Annotated in this window: 18 protein-coding genes and 1 pseudogene; 15 read left to right on the top strand and 4 right to left on the bottom strand. The window is 54.5% G+C overall.

Annotated features, from left to right (window positions below; all coding sequences use genetic code 11):
- Positions 1-11: 11 nt before the first annotated feature.
- From CFLAV_RS13240 to CFLAV_RS13230, 3 genes are all read left to right on the top strand, one after another.
- Complete coding sequence (locus CFLAV_RS13240; protein WP_007415243.1) at positions 12-443, top strand: VOC family protein; 432 nt, start codon at positions 12-14, stop codon at positions 441-443.
- Between the two features lie 6 nt (positions 444-449).
- The gene (locus CFLAV_RS13235; protein ID WP_007415242.1) at positions 450-1166 is read left to right on the top strand and encodes a CTP synthase C-terminal region-related (seleno)protein; all 717 of its coding nucleotides are present in this window, start codon (positions 450-452) and stop codon (positions 1164-1166) included.
- Between the two features lie 74 nt (positions 1167-1240).
- Positions 1241-2188, top strand: coding sequence for an aldo/keto reductase (locus CFLAV_RS13230; RefSeq protein ID WP_007415241.1), 948 nt, complete (start codon positions 1241-1243; stop codon positions 2186-2188).
- Positions 2189-2199: 11 nt separating this feature from the next.
- On the opposite strand, the gene CFLAV_RS13225 is transcribed toward CFLAV_RS13230, so the two are convergent.
- Entirely contained in the window at positions 2200-3222 is a 1023-nt protein-coding gene (locus CFLAV_RS13225; RefSeq protein WP_007415240.1) for a tetratricopeptide repeat protein, read from the bottom strand.
- 142 nt (positions 3223-3364) lie between these two features.
- On the opposite strand from CFLAV_RS13225, the pseudogene CFLAV_RS37605 reads away from it, so the two are divergent.
- Both CFLAV_RS37605 and CFLAV_RS13220 read left to right on the top strand, forming a co-directional pair.
- Positions 3365-3472, top strand: a pseudogene (locus CFLAV_RS37605) (NAD(P)-dependent oxidoreductase); the annotation flags it as partial.
- 9 nt (positions 3473-3481) lie between these two features.
- The gene (locus tag CFLAV_RS13220) at positions 3482-3976 is read left to right on the top strand and encodes a VOC family protein (RefSeq protein ID WP_007415238.1); all 495 of its coding nucleotides are present in this window, start codon (positions 3482-3484) and stop codon (positions 3974-3976) included.
- A 36-nt stretch (positions 3977-4012) separates the two neighbouring features.
- Here the strand turns inward: CFLAV_RS13220 and CFLAV_RS13215 are convergent, their stop codons facing one another.
- Positions 4013-5416 (bottom strand): tetratricopeptide repeat protein, encoded by a 1404-nt coding sequence (locus tag CFLAV_RS13215; RefSeq protein WP_050785748.1) that lies wholly within the window; start codon positions 5414-5416, stop codon positions 4013-4015.
- A gap of 274 nt (positions 5417-5690) precedes the next feature.
- Here CFLAV_RS13215 and CFLAV_RS13210 point away from each other — a divergent pair, with 274 nt between their 5' ends.
- The 9 genes from CFLAV_RS13210 (at position 5691) to CFLAV_RS13170 (ending at position 16618) form a co-directional block, all read left to right on the top strand.
- Positions 5691-7127 (top strand): sigma-70 family RNA polymerase sigma factor, encoded by a 1437-nt coding sequence (locus CFLAV_RS13210; protein ID WP_007415236.1) that lies wholly within the window; start codon positions 5691-5693, stop codon positions 7125-7127.
- Between the two features lie 73 nt (positions 7128-7200).
- Positions 7201-7539 (top strand): PadR family transcriptional regulator, encoded by a 339-nt coding sequence (locus CFLAV_RS13205; RefSeq protein ID WP_007415235.1) that lies wholly within the window; start codon positions 7201-7203, stop codon positions 7537-7539.
- Complete coding sequence (locus tag CFLAV_RS13200; protein WP_040548535.1) at positions 7512-8231, top strand: permease prefix domain 1-containing protein; 720 nt, start codon at positions 7512-7514, stop codon at positions 8229-8231. The genes CFLAV_RS13205 and CFLAV_RS13200 overlap by 28 nt, the downstream gene beginning before the upstream one ends.
- A gap of 210 nt (positions 8232-8441) precedes the next feature.
- Entirely contained in the window at positions 8442-8840 is a 399-nt protein-coding gene (locus tag CFLAV_RS13195; protein WP_007415233.1) for a hypothetical protein, read from the top strand.
- A 360-nt stretch (positions 8841-9200) separates the two neighbouring features.
- Positions 9201-10343, top strand: coding sequence for an NHL repeat-containing protein (locus CFLAV_RS13190; protein ID WP_007415231.1), 1143 nt, complete (start codon positions 9201-9203; stop codon positions 10341-10343).
- 31 nt (positions 10344-10374) lie between these two features.
- Entirely contained in the window at positions 10375-12489 is a 2115-nt protein-coding gene (locus CFLAV_RS13185; protein WP_007415230.1) for an outer membrane protein assembly factor BamB family protein, read from the top strand.
- A gap of 21 nt (positions 12490-12510) precedes the next feature.
- On the top strand, positions 12511-13287 hold the full coding sequence (locus CFLAV_RS13180) for an arsenate-mycothiol transferase ArsC (protein ID WP_192812797.1): 777 nt from the start codon (positions 12511-12513) through the stop codon (positions 13285-13287).
- A gap of 404 nt (positions 13288-13691) precedes the next feature.
- A complete protein-coding gene (locus CFLAV_RS13175; RefSeq protein WP_007415228.1) occupies positions 13692-14423 on the top strand; it encodes a glycoside hydrolase family 25 protein in 732 nt (243 codons plus the stop codon).
- A 158-nt stretch (positions 14424-14581) separates the two neighbouring features.
- Positions 14582-16618 (top strand): glycoside hydrolase family 32 protein, encoded by a 2037-nt coding sequence (locus tag CFLAV_RS13170; RefSeq protein WP_083808904.1) that lies wholly within the window; start codon positions 14582-14584, stop codon positions 16616-16618.
- Positions 16619-16681: 63 nt separating this feature from the next.
- Here the strand turns inward: CFLAV_RS13170 and CFLAV_RS32280 are convergent, their stop codons facing one another.
- Together CFLAV_RS32280 and CFLAV_RS13160 are read right to left on the bottom strand one after the other, a co-directional pair.
- Positions 16682-17497, bottom strand: a complete 816-nt coding sequence (locus CFLAV_RS32280) for a type II secretion system protein (RefSeq protein WP_150107404.1) — start codon at positions 17495-17497, stop codon at positions 16682-16684.
- A gap of 8 nt (positions 17498-17505) precedes the next feature.
- Positions 17506-18864 carry an RNA polymerase sigma factor gene (locus CFLAV_RS13160; protein ID WP_007415224.1) on the bottom strand — a complete coding sequence of 453 codons (1359 nt, stop codon included), beginning with the start codon at positions 18862-18864 and terminating at the stop codon, positions 17506-17508.
- Between the two features lie 215 nt (positions 18865-19079).
- On the opposite strand from CFLAV_RS13160, the gene CFLAV_RS13155 reads away from it, so the two are divergent.
- The gene (locus CFLAV_RS13155; RefSeq protein WP_160164573.1) at positions 19080-20108 is read left to right on the top strand and encodes a lipid A deacylase LpxR family protein; all 1029 of its coding nucleotides are present in this window, start codon (positions 19080-19082) and stop codon (positions 20106-20108) included.
- Positions 20109-20194: the final 86 nt, after the last annotated feature.

The following is a 20194-nucleotide window of genomic DNA, read 5'->3' as shown; positions in this document are numbered from 1 at the left end:
ACTCATCCCGCATGGAACCTCGCATCAGCGTCATCACTTTGGGCGTCACCGACCTCCCTCGCGCCATCCGTTTCTACCGCGACGGCCTCGCCTTTCCCACCAAAGCCGCGGACGACGCCCCCATCGCCTTCTTCGAAACCACCGGCACCCGCTTCGCTCTCTACCCGCTAGACAAACTCGCCGAAGACATTTCACCCGAAACGCCCCGCACCCGCGGCGCCTTCAGCGGCATCACCCTCTCGCACAACGTTCGCGCTAGAACTGAAGTCGCCCAAGTCCTCGCCCTCGCGGAATCCGCTGGCGGCAAAATCTTGAAACCTGCGCAGGATGTCTTCTGGGGCGGTCACAGCGGCTACTTCTGTGATCCCGACGGTCATCATTGGGAAGTCGCCTGGAACCCTCACTTTCCCCTCGCCGAGGATGGCACTCTTCTGATTTCCTAGTCTGCCATGCAGGCAACTCGCATCGCACTCGTCGGTGACTTTAATTCCAAGGTGATCGCCCACCAGGCAATCAATGCCTCTTTCGCTCTCTGGAACTCCTCCACCGCGAAACCTATCGCTCCCATCTGGACCGGCACCGACACCATCCTTCCCGGCAACGATTCATTGTTCACCGATTTCCAAGGCATCTGGTGCGTCCCTGCCAGTCCCTACAAAAGCATCGACGGCGCACTCTGGGCCATCCAATTCGCCCGCACGCGCTCCCATCCCTTCCTCGGCACCTGTGGCGGATTCCAACACGCTCTTTTGGAATACGCGCGTAATGCCCTCAATCTCGCCACAGCCAACCACACCGAGCTCGATCCCTCCACCGAATTTCCCCTGCTCCATCGCATGCAATGCTCGCTGGTCGAAAAATCACAAATCATTTCGGCCACAGGCCATGGTCGCTTTACATCGATGTATGGAGCCACCGAAGGCACTGAAGCTTTCCACTGCAGCTATGGACTGAATCCCGCCTACGAAAATCTTTTTCAAAACACTCCGCTCCAAATCACTGCCCGTTCCGAGGACAACGAAATACGCGCCATCGAATTGACCAACCACCCTTTCTTCCTCGCCACCCTCTTCCAACCCGAACGCAAAGCCCTCACCGGCCAACTCCATCCTCTTGTTCATTCCTTCTTCTCCGCCGCGGCTTCCTGTGCCCTTAAGAATGCTTAGCCGGCAGGGTGTCTCCATTGTTTGCTTAATTCCCGTTCCTGAAGTAATAAGTGTTACCGGAAAAAAGGGATTATATGAATAAACGCAAGCTCGGGAATTCAGGATTGGAAGTCGCTCCGCTCGCACTGGGAACCAATGTCTTCGGCTGGACCATCGATGAACCCACCGCCTTCAAAATCCTCGACGCCTTCGTCGCCGCCGGCCTCAACCTCCTCGACACCGCCGACGTCTATTCCCGCTGGGCGCCTGGCAACAAAGGCGGCGAGTCCGAAACCATTATTGGCAATTGGCTCAAACGCACCGGCAACCGCAGCAACGTAATCATCGCCACCAAGGTCGGCATGGAAATGGCCCCGGATAAGAAAGGCCTCTCCAAAGCTCACATCCTTCGCGCCGCCGAGGATTCCCTTAAACGCCTCCAGACCGACCACATCGATCTCTACCAAGCCCATCAGGATGACCCGAACACTCCTCTCGAGGAAACGCTCGAAGCCTTCGCTCAACTTATCAAGCAGGGCAAAGTCAAAGCAATCGGGGCTTCCAATTATACCGGCGTCCGCCTTTCCCAGGCTCTGCAGGTCAGCAAACAACTCAATCTTCCTCGTTATGAAAGCCTGCAACCACTCTACAATCTCTACGACCGCGCTGAATTCGAAAAGGATCTCGAACCTGTCTGCCTGCAAAATCACCTCGGCGTCATCTGTTATTATTCTTTGGCCAGCGGATTCCTCACCGGCAAATATCGTTCACAAAAAGACCTCGCCAAAAGTCCTCGCGGCGCAAAAGCTGCCACCTATTTAAACGATCGCGGCCTGCGCATCCTCAAAGCTCTGGACGAAGTTTCTCAACGCTTCAACTCCACCCCTGCCCGCGTCGCCCTCGCTTGGCTCATCGCCCGTCCCAGTGTCACCGCGCCCATTGCCAGTGCCACCAGCCTGGAACAACTCGACGACCTGATCGCCGCCACCAAACTCCAACTCGATCAAGCCGCCATTCAACTCTTAAACCAGGCCAGTGCCTGATGTCCCCCAACTCAGTCGTTCCCGCTCTTTTTCGGATCTCTGCGATACGGCTCATGCTTCTCGTACAGGACCAATCTCCCTTCCTCTACCTTCAACGATTCCTTTGGAATATCTTTGGTTGCCAATGCCTGTTTCTGATATTTGACTGCCTTCTCAAAATCTCCGCACTCCGCGTAGGCGCTTGCGAGTGTGTCCAGAGTGCGGTTCTCCTGCCACTTCGTCAATTCGCACGCCCGCTTCGCGAGGTCCACAGCTTCCTGCCCGTTGCGTATTGCCGCATCCTGACTCGTCGCAAGTAACCACGCCAAATTATTGCACGACTCCTCATCCCGCTTTCCAAACTGCAATGCCACTCTAAAATCCTTCAGCGCCTCGTCATCCCGGCCCATGGTGCTGTAAAGAGCCCCGCGTCGGTTGTAAGGCATCGACCATCTCGGACTCAATTTGACGGCGGTGTTGCAATCCTTGAGCGCATCATCGTAATTCGTTCTGGCCGCATAAATTCCAGCGCGATACGCATAAACCATGGCACTCCTCGGCTTCAACCTCAGTGCCTCATTAAAGTCATCCATGGCATGGTCGAACTCCTTCCTTTCCGCATAAACCAGACCGCGATCGACGTAGGCCGTGAAATACTCCGGATCTTCCTGAATGCACTTGTTGAAATCACTAATCTCGTTGGTCCAATCCCCTTTCCGGAGGTAAACGTAGGCGCGCCGAAAATAGTTGGTGCAGTTGTGGGGATTGAGCGCAATCGCCGCCGTATAATCACTGAGGGCTTTGTCGTAATTTGTCATCTCGGAAAACACATACGCCCGACAAGCATAGGCCCATTCGTCCTTTGGATTGTTCTCAATCTCCCTGGTTAACTCTTTCACCGCCTGGTCGTATCTCTTTTCCTTCAAAAGCGGGTAAATCCGCTTCTCTATCGGTTGCGAATTTCTGATAAACCTCACCGTCATCATTCCGCCAGCCACACCGGCTACCAGCACCGTCAGAAATATCAATATCGGTACGTATATTTTGGATTTCATTCTCTTCCTTTTATCGCCCTGCCATTATTGGCATTTCCAAATCAAAAGTCCAGTGCCCGACAACTGCCGCTTCCCAAATTACCTTGCTGTGCTAATCTTTACCATGTTGCCAGTGAGCGGCGCATTCCAAAACCTCAACTGAAATGAACTGGGCGAGAGCCGCATCTCTGCAGAAGACTTTGCCGTCGCCTTCATCGATGAAGGCGAAAAAACCAAATCCATCCGCAAACGCATGAGTGTCGCTTACTAATCTCATCCTATGCCCCAGCTTCCATCCATCGATCCGCGCGTCCGCATCGGCCATGTTCATTTAAAAGTCTCCGACCTCGAACGCTCACTTAAATTTTATCGCGATATCCTCGGCTTCAACGTCACCCAGCGCATAGGCAACTCAGCCGCCTTCATCAGCGCGGGGGGATACCATCATCACATCGGGTTGAACACCTGGGAAAGTCGCGGCGGATCACCTCCGCCTCCCGGCACCACCGGCCTCTTTCACCTCGCCATTCTCTACCCGGAACGTCCTCTGCTCGCCGATGCCCTCCGCCGCCTTGTCACCGCCGGAATCCCGCTCGAAGGCGCATCCGATCACGGTGTGAGCGAAGCCTTATATCTCCGCGATCCCGATGACAACGGCGTCGAACTCTACTGGGACAAGCCCGAATCCCTCTGGCCTCGCGCCGCCGATGGCTCCATCGCCATGCACACTCATCCCCTCGACCTGCAGAACCTGCTCTCCACGCTGAATAAATAATTCACTCGCAACAACTCCAGTCATCGAAAATCCGCATCAATCCTTCTTCGGAATTTCGTGATCTGTCTTATGCTGCTCGTATAGAGCAACCCGCTGCTGCATCCCTTCCTTATCCTGCTCAGTCACACCCGCAACGCCCATCGCCTGCTTCTGGTATTTGACAGCCTGCTCGAAGTCGCCTGTTTCAGCATAAGCTGCTGCCAGGGTTCCAATACAGTGCCACTCCTTCCAGTTCGTCAGTTCGCACGCCTTCTTCCCCGCCTCCACCGCTTCCTTGCCCTTCCTCATCGAGGCATCCGGGCAGGTCGCCCGAAACCAGGCCAGGTTGTTGTACGATTCCGCATCTTTCGGATTCAACCTCAAGGCCTCATTGATATCGTCGATTCCCTTCTGATATTCGCCCTTTTGGTAATAAGCATAACCCCGCTTCGCAAACGCATCTGCATCTTGCGGATTCAGTTGAATGCTCTTTGAAAAATTCTCGATCGCCTTCTCCCAATCGCCCTTCCCCACATAAATCAGGCCCCGATTATGAAATGCCCCGGCATCCTTGTCGTTGAGCTTTATCGCCTCGCTGAAATCTGCCAATGCCTCATCCAACTTTCCCTGGTTTTGATACGCAGTGGCCCGGCTATCATAACCAATCGAATCCGTCGGCTTAAGTTTTATCAACTCGCTGAAATCACTCACCGCCTTGTCCCAGTCCCCTTTCATTGCGTACGACAATCCGCGACTGCCATAAGCTGGCGCATCCTTGGGATTGAGCTTGATGACCTCACTCAGATCCCTGATGGCCTTGTCCATGTCCCCTTTCATTGCGTACGCCAGGCCTCGGCTGTTGTAGGCTGATACCTGTTTGGGATTCAACTTAACCACCTGATCATAATCCGCAATCGCCTTGTCCCAATCTCTCTTCATCGCATAGGCGCGCCCCCGACTATCATAATAGTTGGCGTCCTTTGGGTTGATTTGAATGGCTTGTGTGTAATCGCTGATGGCCTTCTCCGAATCACCTTTCTTATGGTAATCCGCCGCCCGTTTGGCATAAGCCCACGCATCCTTGGGATTCAACTTGATGGCTTCTGTATAATCACTGATCGCCTTCTCCACCTCGCCCTTTTGATCATATAAATTCCCCCGGTTATCATAAGCCCGCCCCTCCGGATTCAACCGTATCGTTTCATCGAAATCATGGATGCCACTGGTAAAATCTCCCTTTTGCGTATACGCCATGCCCCGATTGAAAAACGCCGCATCATTCGTCGGTTGTAATTTGAGCACCGACGACCAGCACGAAATCGCCAACTCATAATCCCCATCCTCCTGGGCCTTCTTGCCGATGGTAAAAAAATCTGCAATTTGATCCGCCGGCACCGACACTGCCGCCACCGTCAACATCATCCCCAAAATCCCAAATTTCTTTAACTTCGATTTCATCATTCTTCTTAAATTCACAGGATTAAGTATTTACCCAATCCCACCCAAAGTCGAGTCACAGACATAATTGAACCAATCACCTAAAAACATTTACTCAACCGCTGCATCGTGCTCATTTTCAAGGAATTAAATTTTTACAACTCTTGTTAGCACCACATTCCCCATCCGTCCTTTGATTAACTACGCCAGCTCATTGCGGGTATTCAACCCACGAACCCACGACCACCAGAAAACATTTTGTTCGGTTTTATTTTCGGGCGGGTTCTTAATAGAAAAAGTGAAAACGACAGACAATTCAAAATTGCTCTCGGAATTTGTGCAGCAGGCCTCCGAACCAGCCTTTCGGGACTTGGTGGCCCGGCATGTCAACCTCGTCTATTCCACCGCCTTGAGGCTCGTCGCTGGCGATACCCACCTCGCTCAGGATATCACCCAATCCGTTTTCACCGATCTTTCTCGCAAAGCCAAAACCCTCGCCGTCGACATCCCGTTGGCCGGCTGGCTGCACCGCCACACCTGCTTCACCGCCTCCAAAACCGTCAGATCAGAACAGCGCCGTCAACGCAGAGAAAAAGTCGCGGCCGAAATGAATGCACTCCATAACCACCCGGACGCCGACTTCTCCCAACTCACACCCGTTCTCGACGACGCCATCAACCAGCTTGGCGAATCCGACCGCACTGCCATCCTGCTCCGCTTTTTCGAACAACACGACTTCCGTTCACTCGGAGCAGTCTTGGGCACCAACGAAGACGCAGCGCGCATGCGGGTAACTCGCGCTCTCGATAAATTGCACTCCTTCTTGAAACGCCGGGGCGTTTCCCTGTCCGTTACCGCACTGGCGACCGCCCTCACCGCTGAATGTCTCACCGCTGCCCCCGCCGGATTCGCGCTGAAGATCGCCACCGCCGCCATCGCAAACGGCAAAAGCGGCGGGATTACTTTTACATTTCTGAAAATGTTCACTGCAACCAAGCTCAAGTTCGGAATTGTTTGCGCGATTGTTGGCGTCCTCGTTGCGCTCCTCCTTGTTCAACGCGCAACTGAAGCCGGGCTCCGCGAACAGAATCTCTCCTTGAAACAGCAGAGCGATCAACTGGCTCAAGTGAAAGCCGAGAATGATAGACTCTCAAAGCTGGCGGCTCAGTCAGCGAACCCTTCCCTCTCCGAAGCTCAATTCCGCGAGCTGGTCCGCTTGCGGGGCGAAGTGCGGCGCTTACGCCAGCAACGGAAGGATTTCGAAAATGCCGCTGTCAATCAAACCCAAACCCTTTCCACCCCCAACCGGGAGCCATCAAAATCATCGGTGGTTCAGATTTTCCTGGTTGAGGATCAGCCGAGCCCGGACAGTCAACGCCTGACCAGCAATGTGACAGATAGTGACGGAAAACCCTTTCAGCAAATGGTTTACACCCAGAAAATTCCTCTGATGGACCAGACATACATCAGTTCAGCGAGCGTCACCACGAATACATATCATGGTGAACCACAAATCGAATTGGTTTTCACCGCAGAGGGCCGCGAGCTGTTTGGCTCCATTACAAAAACCAACCTCGATCACCGCCTCGCTGTGGTTATGGATGGTCAGTTATACAGCGCTCCCGTGGTCAGGGCAGCAATCACCAGTGGGAAAGTTCCAATCCCAGGTCCTTCCACCATGGAGGAGGCCGAAAGAATTGCATCCGTCATCAATTCTGCGCGAACCAATCGATAGCAGGGAATAATTCAAGATTCACCATCGATCATTTCCCATTGACAAGCCTAACAGTGCAAGGCATCTACTCTACATGCTTTCAAAAGAATTGGTTGCCGCCTCAACCACCACTTTGATTCTTTCGATTCTCAGCGAAGGAGACTGTTACGGTTACGCCCTCATCCAGCGCGTCCAGGAATTGTCAGACGGCGAAATTCTTTGGAGTGAAGGCATGCTCTACCCGGTCCTCCATTGGATGGAGAAGGAAAAGCTCATCGAATCCGAGTGGCGCGAAGGCGACCTCGGCCGAAAGCGCAAATATTATCGCCTCTGCAAGGCAGGCACCAAGGCTCTCCAACAGGAACAAAAGCAATGGATGACCGTGCATTCAACTCTCATCAAATTATGGAATCCAAAACCCAGTTCGATCTGAACCACAATCTGGAACTCTGGCGCCAGTCATTGGCTCAATCACCCTCCTTTCAACCAGACAACCTGGACGAACTCGAAGTTCATCTCCGCGATTCGGTGAACACACTCGAAGCCAAGGGCCTCTCGACTGAAGAAGCCTTTCTGATTGCGGTACGCCGCGTCGGCCAACCCACTGAACTAGACAAGGAGTTCGGCAAGGTAAACTCCGAAACAGTTTGGCTCTCTCGGTGGCTCTGGATGGCAGTTGGCACCTTCCTTTTCTTGTGGCTTCAATCTCTCAAAGGAGTCGTAAACTATGCCCTGTTGGGGTTTGGAAAGCACTTTGTTTTTAATGCCCATGTTCTTGGATTCCTGAACACAATTGCAACCCTTGCTCTGTTCGTCGCACCGATTGTTTTCCTGCCACGCCTTGCTGCTCGCAGTCTGAAACTACGCAGTCAGTTTATCACGAGAAGTATACTGCATCACCCGGTGATATCCATGGCGGGACTCGTATTATTCAGCATTAGCCTCACAGTTCTTTGTGCGGTTGGGAACAAATTAGCCTGGCGAGGCTTCTCCTCACAGCCAGCTGATGTGATTATACTGGCAACATGGTCCGCATGGCCCAAGATTGCGGGAATTATCCTTCTACCCATGGCGATAGTTTACTTATATCGCCGCCAACTTAAAACCCGCACCAACCCGGTCTGAATCACCGGAGATCCGCGATAAAATATCCTGCGATGGTGGAATCCCCGCCCTCTTCGAGCTTTATCAGCCGGTTGCCGTGGTGCTCCCCCTGCCGATGAAAGAACCATGGTTCCAGAGTAGTTGGTGAGGACCCCGTAATGTTCGGACAAATCCTTGAAAATATTCGAGGTTATAATACCGTCAAAGATCTTGAAAAAAATCTAAACGTCGATGCGTACCACAGCAAAATTGTTCTGGCAAATTGCCTGTATTTTGGTGTTTTCGTCGCTTCTTGGAGCGGGCTTCGGCTTCATCCAAGGCGTTGCGGCGTTCGCTCATCTTCCGATCGAGCAAAAACTGGGGCTCAGTGCTTGGGCTGCATTAACGGGAATTGGCGTCTCCGTTTTGCTCGGACCAATACTTTACTTCGGGGTCATTCGAAACCAAGTTTCCCTTGAAGCATTGGGGCAGGTACTTTTGATCGCATTTATCATTGGAGTTTCAACTGCAGCTTTGTTGGGGGCCGTTTTAGATGGGGGTTGGTTATCCTGCTTCGTTACTCCCGTTGCAGTTGTCTTATTGACAATAGCATTCCGCCTCCGATCAAGACACACGAACCGAGAAAATTAAACAGGTAATTTCCGCCGTAATCCGGTCGTCTCGTCAGGGTTGAGTTCTTATGGCGAGCGAATCTTTGTCTTACGCTGAAAGCGTGCAAGTAAGGTAGCCCGGAGTCCAGCCCGTCCCTCGGGCTTGTGGCCGTGCGCAAGCACCCCCGGATAAATGAACCAAAACAAATCCCCCACACTCTGCCGCTTGGAAACTGAAGCGGCGGTGGCATTACAAATTAGCACAACTTTCTTCGTGCTAAATCGACGGACGTGGTCTAGCCTTGTGCAATTCAAGAGGAACATTCGTCAGGCGGCGGTGTATAAATACAGTAAGCAGGGCCAGTTAAGGAGTTAAAACAACAAATCCAAGGAAAAGCGCATGAAATCAAATACGGGGAGGATCGTTGCATCTGTAATGATCTCGGGAGCATGTTTGTACGGGGCACTGGGCCCCATCGCGGCAAGGAGCCAGTCGGTGGACCAGGACTCAGCCGTCATGAGCGGTAACGATGAAGAACGGCGCGCTGCGGCGGCAAGGGCGAAAGATGCTGCCTGGAAACCGTCCTCCACCGAGGCCGGCCTCATTCAGATCGGCGATAGCAAAAATCCGGGGGCGCTCAAAAACTTCTGTCTGGACGCCGACGGCAACCTGTTGACGTGCTATGCACCACAGGGGAACGGACCGAAGAACGCACCGTGCATCCGGGTGTATTCGCCAAAAGGGCAGTTGCTGAAAACACTGCCGCTGGAGATCAAGCCAGGGGCGATCTGCACGGCCAGGGACGGCTCAATTTTCGTGGCGGGGGACGGCCGGGTGCTAAAGCTGGATGCCGCCGGGAAGGTCTTGGCCTCAGCAGACTCGCCAGTGGCAAAGGAAACGGTGACCATCACCAAAGAGACCGAGGAAATGGTCAAGCAGATGATCCAGCAATCGAAGCGCCCTCTCAAAGAGGAGCTTGCAAAAATGAAGACCAGTCTGGAAAAGCGTCGCTCCGAGGTGACCGGGGTGGCCGTGACGGAGCAGGATCTATTCATGGTGGTCCCGGCGCCGAGTGACTTCACTTTCCGGGTCTATCGTTTTAACCTCGCGTTGGCAGAGCCAAAGCTGGTAGTGGAAAAGCTGCGCGGCTGCTGCGGGCAGATGGACATCCAGACGCACGACGGAAAGCTTTGGATTCCGCACAATGCCCGGCACTCTGTCGAAACTCGCGATCGCGATGGCAATGAACTCTCGAAGTTCGGCAAGGCTGGCAGGGTGAAGGCAACCGATTTCGGCGGCTGTTGCGAGCCAAAAAACCTGCGAGTGCTGCCCAATGGCGACGTTCTGGCCGCGGAGTCTGGTCCGCCCACGTGCATCAAGCGATTCTCAGCCAGCGGCAAGTTCATGGAGGTGGTTGCCTTGGCGGATGGATCGAAGGGTGATTGCGTGCGCGTCACTGTGGAGATGAGTCCGGATGGGCGTCAATATTACCTGCTGGATACCACCCGTGACGCCATCCGCGTCTTCGCCGCGAAGCATTGAGATAAATGTGGCCACCCACAAGGAGGTTTAAATGAAATGCTCGAACCAGGAGGCACGTTTCTTCCAAGGGAGATCAACCGGAACTCACCGCCGCCGACACGATTTTGAAAGTGGCTCTATTCTCCGTCTGAGCGCCCTGCTGCTGGTGCTGTTGTTCGTCGCAGGCGGCGTCCTGGCCAAACCGGCGACGCGCGGGCCGGAGCCGATTTTACTCGTGGTCATGGACCCTCTTGCGAAGGAACTGGCCTGCGCCTGCGTGAAGGGCCACGGTCAGCGGGATTATCGCAAACTTGCGGCGCGGATGGAGACAACCCTCAAGCAGCGCGTCAGCATTGAGTTTTCCGACGACCTTGCCGAGTCCATGGTCGGGGTTAGTCCGGCGCGGGAGGTAATCGTCGTCGGCGACCAATCGTTGGTGGCGCACGGCGCGAAAAAGGCAGGTCTGCCGTGTCATCCGGTCTGCGAATTGACCGACCCGGACGGCAACACCACGCTCACCGCGTTATTCATCGCACGTTTCGACGATCCGGCCAGGGAGTTGAAGGACCTCGGCGGTCGGAAGGTGCTCTTCGGTCTGGCTGATGGTGATGAGAAAGTTGCCGCCAGCCTGGCGGCCCTGCGCGCCGCCGGCGTCGAGCCTGTCGGCACACCGGAGAAGCACGCGTCATTCAGTGACGCGGCGCTCGACCTGCTCGACAGCCAGTCGTCTCCGCCGCCCGTCGCGGTGATTCCAAGTTACGCGCTGGCGTTGCTTGAAGGCTGCGGCAGCGTCAAGCCCGGCAATTTGAAAGTGATCGGAAAGACACAGCCAGTTCCGTTCATCACGGTGTTCGTGGCCGACACCATCCCGGCGGAGAGACAGCAGAAGCTTCTCAAGACGCTGCTGAACATCAATGCCGACGCAAAGCTGCTGAAGGCTATGGAGAGCCGGGACGGTTTCAGGCCGGTGCAGGGCCGGGAACCCGGTGGGACGAAGGCAAGCACCGGACCTAACTGGCCTGATTGGCGCGGGCCGGCACGCGATGGGCACGTACCAAGACTTCCGGCACGACTTCCCGTGACGGCCAGGTTCGTCTGGAAAAAGGCGGCCATGATTGGCGGCCTTGCCGGTCTCAGCGTCAGCGGTGAACGGCTGATTCTGGCGGAGCGGGACTTCGATGAGGAACATGACGTGTATCGCTGCCTCAATGCGCACAATGGCGAGCTGCTTTGGCGGGTGGAATTTCCCGCGCGCGGCAAGTTGGATTACGGCCAGGCCCCGCGAGCAACGCCAGTCATTCATGCGGACAAGGCGTATCTGCTCGGCGCGTTTGGGGATTTGCGGTGTGTGAACCTCACCAATGGCAGGCTGATTTGGCAACGGTCCTTGCCGCGTGAGTTCAAGGCCACCTTGCCGACGTGGGGCATGTGCGCCACACCGCTGCTCGTGGATGATTTGCTGATTGTGAATCCCGGAGGCACGAATGCATCGTTGGTGGCATTGGATTGCGCCACCGGCCACACCCGCTGGACCACGCCAGGATTGCCGGCAGCTTACTCGGCGTTTATCTGCGGGGAATTCGGCAGCCGGCGGCAAGTCGTCGGTTACGACCGGAATTCGCTGGGCGGCTGGGATGTGAAAACGGGCAGGCGCCTTTGGCAACTCGTGCCTCCCGCCGAGGGAGACTTTAATGTACCTACACCCGTCGCCGTGGACGGCGGCGTCATCGTATCCACCGAGAACAACGGGACCCGGTTTTATCGTTTTGATGAATCGGGCCGGATCATTGCCACACCGGCGGCACAGTACGCGGACCTGTCACCGGACACGGTGTCGCCGGTGGTGACGTGCGGGCGGGTGTTCGGGGCGAATTCTGGTCTGCGTTGTCTCGATCTGCATAACGGATTGAAGCCCGTCTGGCATCGGCAGGAAGCGGCGCTGGATGATCACCTGACGTTGATCGCCGACGATGACCGGGTGCTGGTGATAACACTGCGGGGTGAACTCATTTTATTGGACGGCAGGACGGATACCTGCACCATCATTTCGCGGCTCCGGTTGTTTGATGACGATGTGGAGGTTTATTCGCATCCAGCGCTGGTCGGAACGCGGCTCTACGTGCGCGGCGGTTCCAGCTTGGTTTGCGTGGACCTTGGAACGGACTGAGCAAAAGAAATGACTTTGATTATGAAACTGTTCATCGCTATCGGCATCATTGCCGTTTATTTCGCCGGCTGTTCCAGCACTCCCCAATCCCAGTCCAACGCAAACCTGCTGCCTGCGCTTCGGCCGTATGTACAAGAAGTCGCCAATGAACTTGGAATGGTCTCCGCCGAGAGAAGGGTCATGCTGGACGCCATCGCCACCAACGTCGCTTCCCAGCTTCGCTCTGGAAAAGAAGCACAGCTGACCTTCATTTGCACCAGCAATTCGCGACGGAGTCACATGTCGCAGATCTGGGCGCAGACGGCAGCATATTATTATGGCCTCAACGACGTCCATGCCTTTTCGGGAGGGACACAAGCGACTGCCTGCAATTGCCGGACCGTGGCTGTCATGCGCCGGGTGGGCTTTACAATCGAGGACGCCACCACGGGAGACAACCCTGTGTATTTGGTCCGCTATGCGCAAGACCGGCCGCCAATCCGTGCGTATTCCAAGCGCTACAATGCCGATGCCAATCCGAAACGGGATTTCATCGCCTTGATGACGTGTAGCGTGGCCGACAAGACCTGTCCGCTCGTCGAAGGAGCAATATCCAGGTATGCCATACATTACGCTGATCCCAGGGTTTGCGATGACACGCCAACGGAAACCACCGCTTATAATGAACGCTGCAGGGAAATTGCCCGGGAGATGTTTTACATCATGTCTGTGACTCGCAGGCAGCTGGACGCAGTCAAGATAACCTCGCGGCTTCAACCTCGGTCGTCTCTGCAAGCTGAAAGCGTGCAAGTAAGGTAGCCCAGGGTCCAGCCCGTCCCCCGGGCGCAACACCGGGTAAACAAACCAAACAAATTCCCCCACACTCTGCCGCATCGCGGTACGAGCAAAGCGAGCATCTCCGTCCCATTCCCCAATCACGACCACCCACGACAGCCATCCGCTCAACCAAGCCCAATCAATCCAAACACGCCAGACGACTCCACTTCTCCCACCCTGCTCCGCCTGCTTTTCTTCGCAGAAATGTCACGAAATGCTGATTGACCTTGGTTGTAAATACTCCTACCGTCGCAGGACAAGCCTCACAAAAGTTGTCCAAACAACGCAGTTCCGGACGCCCTTGAATTCTCACAGGTGTCCAGCAGCAAAAACCGCAATAAGTTAAGCATCACCAATAAACCAGACAGTAGGAAAGGCACAACAATATGAAAAAACTATTCGGATATGCAGCCATTCTCGCGACCGCTTATGTAGCCACCTCTCAGGCCAGCGCCACCAACCTTTTGGGCATTGATGTTTCGGCCGCCCAGGGTTCGATCAACTGGACCTCTGTGCATGGCGCCGGAGTGGAATTCGCCTTTGCCCAGGCCACTGAGGGAAACTACTTTCAAGATTCAAAATTCAAAAGCTACATGACCAACGGCAAGGCCGCCGGCGTGCAAATGGGCGCCGCTCATTTCGCCCGCCCCGACCTGAACACACCCGCCACTGAGGCCAACTACTTCTGGAGCTTCGCCGGCCCTTACATCAAGGCCGATGGCAAGAGCATCAGTCCGGCCGTCGAATTTGAGACTTTTAATGGTCATGTTGGCGCCAGCACTTATACAGCCTGGTTTAACGCCTGGGCGGCTGACGTGAAGGCGAAGACTACAAACTCCATGACTCCGGTCATCTACGTAAGCTCTTGCGCCGGTGCCTGCTACCTTGACACCAGCATTATGTTGGATGGTTGGATAGCCAATTACAATGGCGAGAATCTGTACACTGGCAACCCTTGGACCTCATGCCTCTGTAATCCCTGGGGCCCGACCGTCTGGGACTATTGGCAGGTCACTTCCACCGGGTCTATTCCCGGCATCTCGGGCAACGTGGATTTAGACGCTTTCAATGGCACTTTGGCCAAACTGAAGAGCACCGAGGGTGTGGGCGGCCTGTAAACGGCCCCATCAAAGTGGATGTTGAATTCAAGACAAGCTCCACCTCCCGCATAATTTAAAGCCCGCGCAAATCTCCGGATTTGCGCGGGTTCCTTATTTGATCCGCACCTCCAACTTCGCACGACGCCAATCACGCGACAACGCCCACCCGCCCAAACATGCCACAAGCTTTTAGGTTTCTTTGCGGGGCTAAACCTCATTACACTCCCGGACAAATGCACCGTCCCGATCGCAACAAATGGTCGAACCTGGCTCTATTGCTGGCCTTCAGCCTTCTCGCTTTCACCGCACAACAGACTGTCGTAGCAGACGCTCCCGATATCCTGATCGCCGACTTCGAGGGACCCGATTACGGCCATTGGCAGGTGACCGGCGAAGCCTTCGGCAATGAACCCGCTCACGGAACCTTGCCCAATCAAATGCCCGTCACCGGCTATCTCGGAAAAGGATTGGTGAATTCCTATCTCCGCGGCGACCAAAGCCAGGGCACCTTAACCTCGCCGGATTTCAAAATCCTCCGTTCGAACATCAACTTTCTGATTGGAGGCGGTTATCATCCCAACGAAACGTGCATTAATCTTTTGATCGACGGAAAGGTGGTGCGCACCGCCACAGGAAAATCCCGCACGCCACAGGACACCGAGCGGTTGACGTGGGCCACATGGAACGTGGCTGAGTTCAACAGGCGAAATGCACAGATTCAAATCGTGGACAAACATTCCGGCGGCTGGGGCCACATCAACATCGATCAAATCGTTCAAAGCGACCACGAACCCGCCATACCAACAGCGCAGGACGAGAAGCGGGAACTCCTCACACAGGCCATGGCAAGTATGCAGGCGAATCTATCCCGCGCAGAAGCCGACCCCACTCGTCCTATTTATCATTTCCACGCTCCCGCCAATTGGATGAACGATCCCAACGGCCCCCTCTTTCACCACGGTTATTACCACATGTTTTACCAGTTCAATCCTTACGGAGATAATTGGGGAAATATGCACTGGGGCCACGCCCGCAGTCGCGATTTGGTGCATTGGGAACAATTGCCAATCGCCCTCTGGCCCTCCCGGATGCAGGGAGAAGAACACATTTACTCCGGTTGTTCGCTCATCACGCCAACGGGCAAGCCGATGATTATTTACACCAGCATCGGCCATCCGCTGCCGGAACAATGGGCCGCGCTCAGCGACGACGACATGATCGACTGGCAAAAGCTCCCGGCCAACCCGCTCCTCACCGAGACACTGCATGGCAAAACCAAAGTGTACGATTGGCGTGATCCGTTCTATTTCGAAGACAAGGGACACCACTATCTCGTGGCCGGTGGAAACCTGAATGAAGCCAGGGGCGGCGAAGCCATCGTGAACCTCTACGAAGCCGGGAATGACGAGCTGACCCAATGGAAATACCTCGGCGTCCTCTTCAAACATCCCGATGCCAGCATCAAAAATATCGAATGCCCAAACTTCTTTAAACTCGGCAACCGTTGGGTTCTCGCAATTTCACCTTATGGTCCCGTCCAATATTTTATCGGAGACTTCGATGCGACCACGCATCAGTTCACCGCCACTCGTCATGGGACAATGGATTTCAGCGATGCCTATTACGCGCCAAATTGCCTGCTCGATCAGCAGGGCCGCCGCGTTATGTGGGGCTGGGTAAAGGGATTTAAAGAAGGGCACGGCTGGAACGGATGCCTGACCGTGCCGCACATTTTAACGCTCAGCAAGGAGGGAGAACTCCATCAGGAACCAGCACCGGAGTTGCAGACATTGCGCGGAGAATCATTTCACAAAACAGAAATGCCATTGCAGGCCGGAAAACCATTCCAGTCAGAGCTCAAAGGAGACACGCTGGAAATCCTCGCCGAAATCGAACCGGGCACCGCTGCTGCTTCCGGATTGAAACTGCGTCAATCTGATGATGGCCGGAATGCCGTGACAATTGCCTACGACGGCAATCAATTGGACGTCGCTGGCACAAAACTGCCATTCAAACTCCACGACAACGAGAAGACACTCCAATTGCACATCCTCCTCGATAAATCCGTGATGGAAGTCTTCATTAACCACCGCGAGTGCGTGACGAAAGTAATTTATCCCGAAGCAGCCGACCTGGGTGTCAGTCTCTTTGCCAATGGCGGCCAAGCCCGCGTAAAATCACTCGATATCTGGCGCATCAAATCAATTTGGTAACCAACTGGACTGAATCCCAAAAGATTTCCGAACTACTTACAGCAGCTTTCCGGGGTTATCAGATCAGCGTGGTCGCACGGCTGGCGGCTGCCAATCGAGATGCCAGTAGCATTTCCAAAGATCTTCTAATTTCACCAATTCGGTATGGCCGTCAGCCAGTCCCATGTTGATGGCACCCGGCATTATTTGCGCGGAAGGAAAGTTGCGCGGGGCCCGGGAAGCACTGCGATCACCATGCCGGGCAATGGTGCAGCGCCCCATCTGGTTTGGAGACACGCCTAAAGGCTGGCCTTCGTAAAGATTGATGTAAGGCCGGTCGCTTTCTTCGGGCCACACGTCCACCCAATTCTCGTCGAAGAAAACCGGAGTCAGCGCCGGTTTCTGAATGCTTGCCTCCTTGGTGAAAATCTGTTGCTGTTTGGGATCACCCGGCTCAGAGAACTTCATGTCTGAATAAAGCCAGCCGTTGTAACCATAGCTGCCGTAAAACATGTTTTTTTTATCGGAGGTCCATCGCACCCAGGCGCGGTCCGCATAACCTTGTGCATTTCCGCTTGAGGGTGGCGGATTTTGCAGCGGGGCGGAAGGACAGACCAACAATCCCTTGCTCATGGCATAATCATTTAGAACTCCCATCCAGTTTCCTCCCGGAAACGCGGGAGTCTCGTAGCCTGCATGACGGGTGTTATCGCTGGCGTACACGAAACTCGCCAGGGACAATTGTTTGACACTGTTCAGACAATGAGTCCGTTGCGCCTTCAGCTTCGCAGTGCTCAAAATCGGAAGCAGCAGTGCTGCGAGAATGCCAATAATGGCAATCACCACCAGCAGTTCAATCAAGGTGAAACCGCGTTTTGGAGTTATCCTTGGGCAGAACATGGCAGGCCTCATTTTGGAGAAACCTGGGACTTCCATTGTACCAGTTTTACATTTCGCAAATAAAGCAAGCCACCGCCAGGCAGAAAAACGCTTACTTCGAGGCGTGTGGGCGGATGAACTGTGGCGGCGGGATCGAATGGCGGCGAAAAGCTGCTCGGATAAGTTTTGCCGGTGCGGTCGAATGGCAGGGAAAAAACACGCCAGTCTGAATTTCCACGAATTTTTGCGGCCGGTCCGGGATTGATGTCACTGGTGTAAGAGTAGAATTGTGCCTCCGGCAAGCCGGGCGACTGCGGTGGGAAATAATTCCACGTTGCCAGCAGACTGTCACTTTCAACATTTTCATATTTGATTTCACCGGTGACAGCATAATTCATTGCTGTAATCGGTGGCTTCACAATATTGAAAATGATCCATTGAACGGGAGTTTTATTGGTCTCATTGATTTTTAAAACTGTTCGACCATCCAACTTCACCATCTCCCCACCGAGCAACAGGCCTTTGTCAGCGAGCTTTTGCCAATCAAACTCGGTCAGAACTGTTATAGGTAGGCCTTCAAAACCCTTCACGATGCCGGGTTTGGCCAATTCAGTTACTATCACCGTGGTTGTACCGACGGTAAGCACCGCCGCTACGCCGATGACAATTGCCATTTTTGCTTTTGTCCATGCCATAATCTTCAGGACTCCGTTGATGATGGTTAGAGTTGAACCACTGACAAACGCTCCTTTCGCCGCAGTCGCCACGACCGGCACCGCTAGGCCCATCGGAGCAGCTTGCACCGAGTTCGCAACCAAGGCTCCGCCGATGGCCACCGCTGAAAGGGCAACCCCACGTTTAACGAAAAAATTCCGCAGCTTGTCCAGCGCGCGATTCACCCGCATTTTGGCTGCGTCTTCGCTCGCGCCAAGAACGGTTCCGACTTCCTGCAAGCTTTTGCCGTCGAAGAATCGAAGCACGATCGCATTGCGATCCCGCTCATTCAGCGCATCCATTGCCATATCCAGCAGCGGGGCGATTTGTTTCCACGCATCATCAGCTTCAGGTTCATTCAAAAGCGATTGCATGTGCGCCTCCTGTTCGCGTTGTTGCCGGCGTCGCTGAGTTTTCATTGCATCGGCGGCAGCATAGCGGGTTGTGCGGTAAAGCCAGCCGGAGAGAATTGTTTTCGAACCAAGCGCGGTCGCTTTGCGCGCCAGAATGATGAAGACAGCCTGCGTAACTTCCTCCGCCAGGTGGGTGTCGTGGACCTGACGCAGTGCCACGGAATAAACCAGGTTGATATGCCGCGATACGAGTTGCTCAAAGGCAAGCTCGGATCGTTTGGCGGCATATTCCTGCACCAGCGCCACGTCATCACTCATCATCTACCTATACATGGACGCCCACCCGAAAAGGTAACAGATTATTTTCAATCTCGAACGTAATGCGTGAAGGACGCCATTTGCGCACTTGTTCGTCCAACAAATGATGAAATGAGTAGGAAAGCACATGTTTCCAGCTTCCGCTGGCATGTGATTGGACCTCCAACAGCTTACAATTTTCTCGCGTTAATTTCCTCTTCGTGCAAATTTCTGCCCGCGTGAACGTTTGTAAACGACTTTTTCGCCGGGCTGCAGTATGGGGAATCCTCTCCGTACCTCTGCTTTCCTTCGCTCAAAGTTACAATCAAGGCCCCGTTTTCAGCGCCATCGAGGAAAACGATCTCGTTGTCAAAACTGACCGCCATTACACCCAGGGCATCAAGCTTTCCTACCTCCAACGCGATGGCGTCATGCCCGAGCTCCTGGATCGATTCAGCAAATGGGTTCCCACTCTGGGCTTTGAACTGGGCACCAATAAATTCGGCTACACCGTCGGCCAAAATATCTACACACCCGCGGATATCCAGCAACGGCAGTTCATCCCCAATGACCGTCCCTATGCTGGCTGGCTTTACACAGGCTTGGCCCTCCAACGTCGCGGCTCCGCCTTCAGTGACCAGGTGGCTGTTCTGGAACATCTTGAATTGGACCTCGGCGTTATCGGCCCCTGGTCTCTCGCCAATGAGGCACAAACCTGGGTCCACGAACTGCGCGGCTTCGCCACTCCGAAAGGTTGGAACCACCAGCTTCACAATGAACCCGGGCTCGACCTGAAGTTCGAACGCTCCTGGCGCTGGCCAGCCGTCGCCACCCGCCCCTGGGGTATCGATTTCATCCCCCGCGTCGGCTTCAACCTTGGCAACGTCGAAACCTCCGCCCGCATCAACGGCACCGTCCGCGCAGGCTGGCATTTGCCGGATGATTTCGGACCGCACACCATTGATTCCATAACCCTTCCCGAGGGCGGTATTTCCCCGGGTGCTGAAGAGGGCGAAAATTACGGGGTTTACATCTTCGGCAGTGCCCAAAGCAAAGGGGTTGCATACACTGCCTTTTTGGATGGCAACCTCTGGCAGGCCAGTCCTCACGTGGAGAAAAAGAATTATATCACCGAATTATCCACCGGCATCGTGCTCCAGCTCAACCCCGTGGAACTCGGCTTCACCTACGTTTACCGCACACGCGAATTCGTCCTTCAAACCGAGCGCGACAGCTACGGCTCCATCTTCATCAGCGGCCGCTTCTAACCCCGCGCCATCCTCCATCCTCCACTCTCGTTGAACGTTTTCATCCTTGAGGTTCCCACCCCATGGCATAACACCCCAGCGCAATC

Origin of the sequence: Pedosphaera parvula Ellin514 (assembly GCF_000172555.1) — a bacterium.
Taxonomy (GTDB): Bacteria; Verrucomicrobiota; Verrucomicrobiia; order Limisphaerales; family Pedosphaeraceae; genus Pedosphaera.
The sequence above is the reverse complement of the archived record's forward strand: the minus strand, read 5'-3'. Positions and strand labels throughout refer to the sequence as shown.

Bases quoted from the DNA above. Each gene is read 5' to 3' on its own strand.
- CFLAV_RS13240 (WP_007415243.1), top strand. From the start codon at position 12: ATGGAACCTCGCATCAGCGTCATCACTTTGGGCGTCACCGACCTCCCT.
- CFLAV_RS13235 (WP_007415242.1), top strand. From the start codon at position 450: ATGCAGGCAACTCGCATCGCACTCGTCGGTGACTTTAATTCCAAGGTG.
- CFLAV_RS13230 (WP_007415241.1), top strand. From the start codon at position 1,241: ATGAATAAACGCAAGCTCGGGAATTCAGGATTGGAAGTCGCTCCGCTC.
- CFLAV_RS13225 (WP_007415240.1), bottom strand. From the start codon at position 3,222: ATGAAATCCAAAATATACGTACCGATATTGATATTTCTGACGGTGCTG.
- CFLAV_RS13220 (WP_007415238.1), top strand. From the start codon at position 3,482: ATGCCCCAGCTTCCATCCATCGATCCGCGCGTCCGCATCGGCCATGTT.
- CFLAV_RS13215 (WP_050785748.1), bottom strand. From the start codon at position 5,416: ATGATGAAATCGAAGTTAAAGAAATTTGGGATTTTGGGGATGATGTTG.
- CFLAV_RS13205 (WP_007415235.1), top strand. From the start codon at position 7,201: ATGCTTTCAAAAGAATTGGTTGCCGCCTCAACCACCACTTTGATTCTT.
- CFLAV_RS13200 (WP_040548535.1), top strand. From the start codon at position 7,512: ATGGAATCCAAAACCCAGTTCGATCTGAACCACAATCTGGAACTCTGG.
- CFLAV_RS13195 (WP_007415233.1), top strand. From the start codon at position 8,442: ATGCGTACCACAGCAAAATTGTTCTGGCAAATTGCCTGTATTTTGGTG.
- CFLAV_RS13190 (WP_007415231.1), top strand. From the start codon at position 9,201: ATGAAATCAAATACGGGGAGGATCGTTGCATCTGTAATGATCTCGGGA.
- CFLAV_RS13185 (WP_007415230.1), top strand. From the start codon at position 10,375: ATGAAATGCTCGAACCAGGAGGCACGTTTCTTCCAAGGGAGATCAACC.
- CFLAV_RS13180 (WP_192812797.1), top strand. From the start codon at position 12,511: ATGAAACTGTTCATCGCTATCGGCATCATTGCCGTTTATTTCGCCGGC.
- CFLAV_RS13175 (WP_007415228.1), top strand. From the start codon at position 13,692: ATGAAAAAACTATTCGGATATGCAGCCATTCTCGCGACCGCTTATGTA.
- CFLAV_RS13170 (WP_083808904.1), top strand. From the start codon at position 14,582: ATGCCACAAGCTTTTAGGTTTCTTTGCGGGGCTAAACCTCATTACACT.
- CFLAV_RS32280 (WP_150107404.1), bottom strand. From the start codon at position 17,497: ATGTTCTGCCCAAGGATAACTCCAAAACGCGGTTTCACCTTGATTGAA.
- CFLAV_RS13160 (WP_007415224.1), bottom strand. From the start codon at position 18,864: ATGATGAGTGATGACGTGGCGCTGGTGCAGGAATATGCCGCCAAACGA.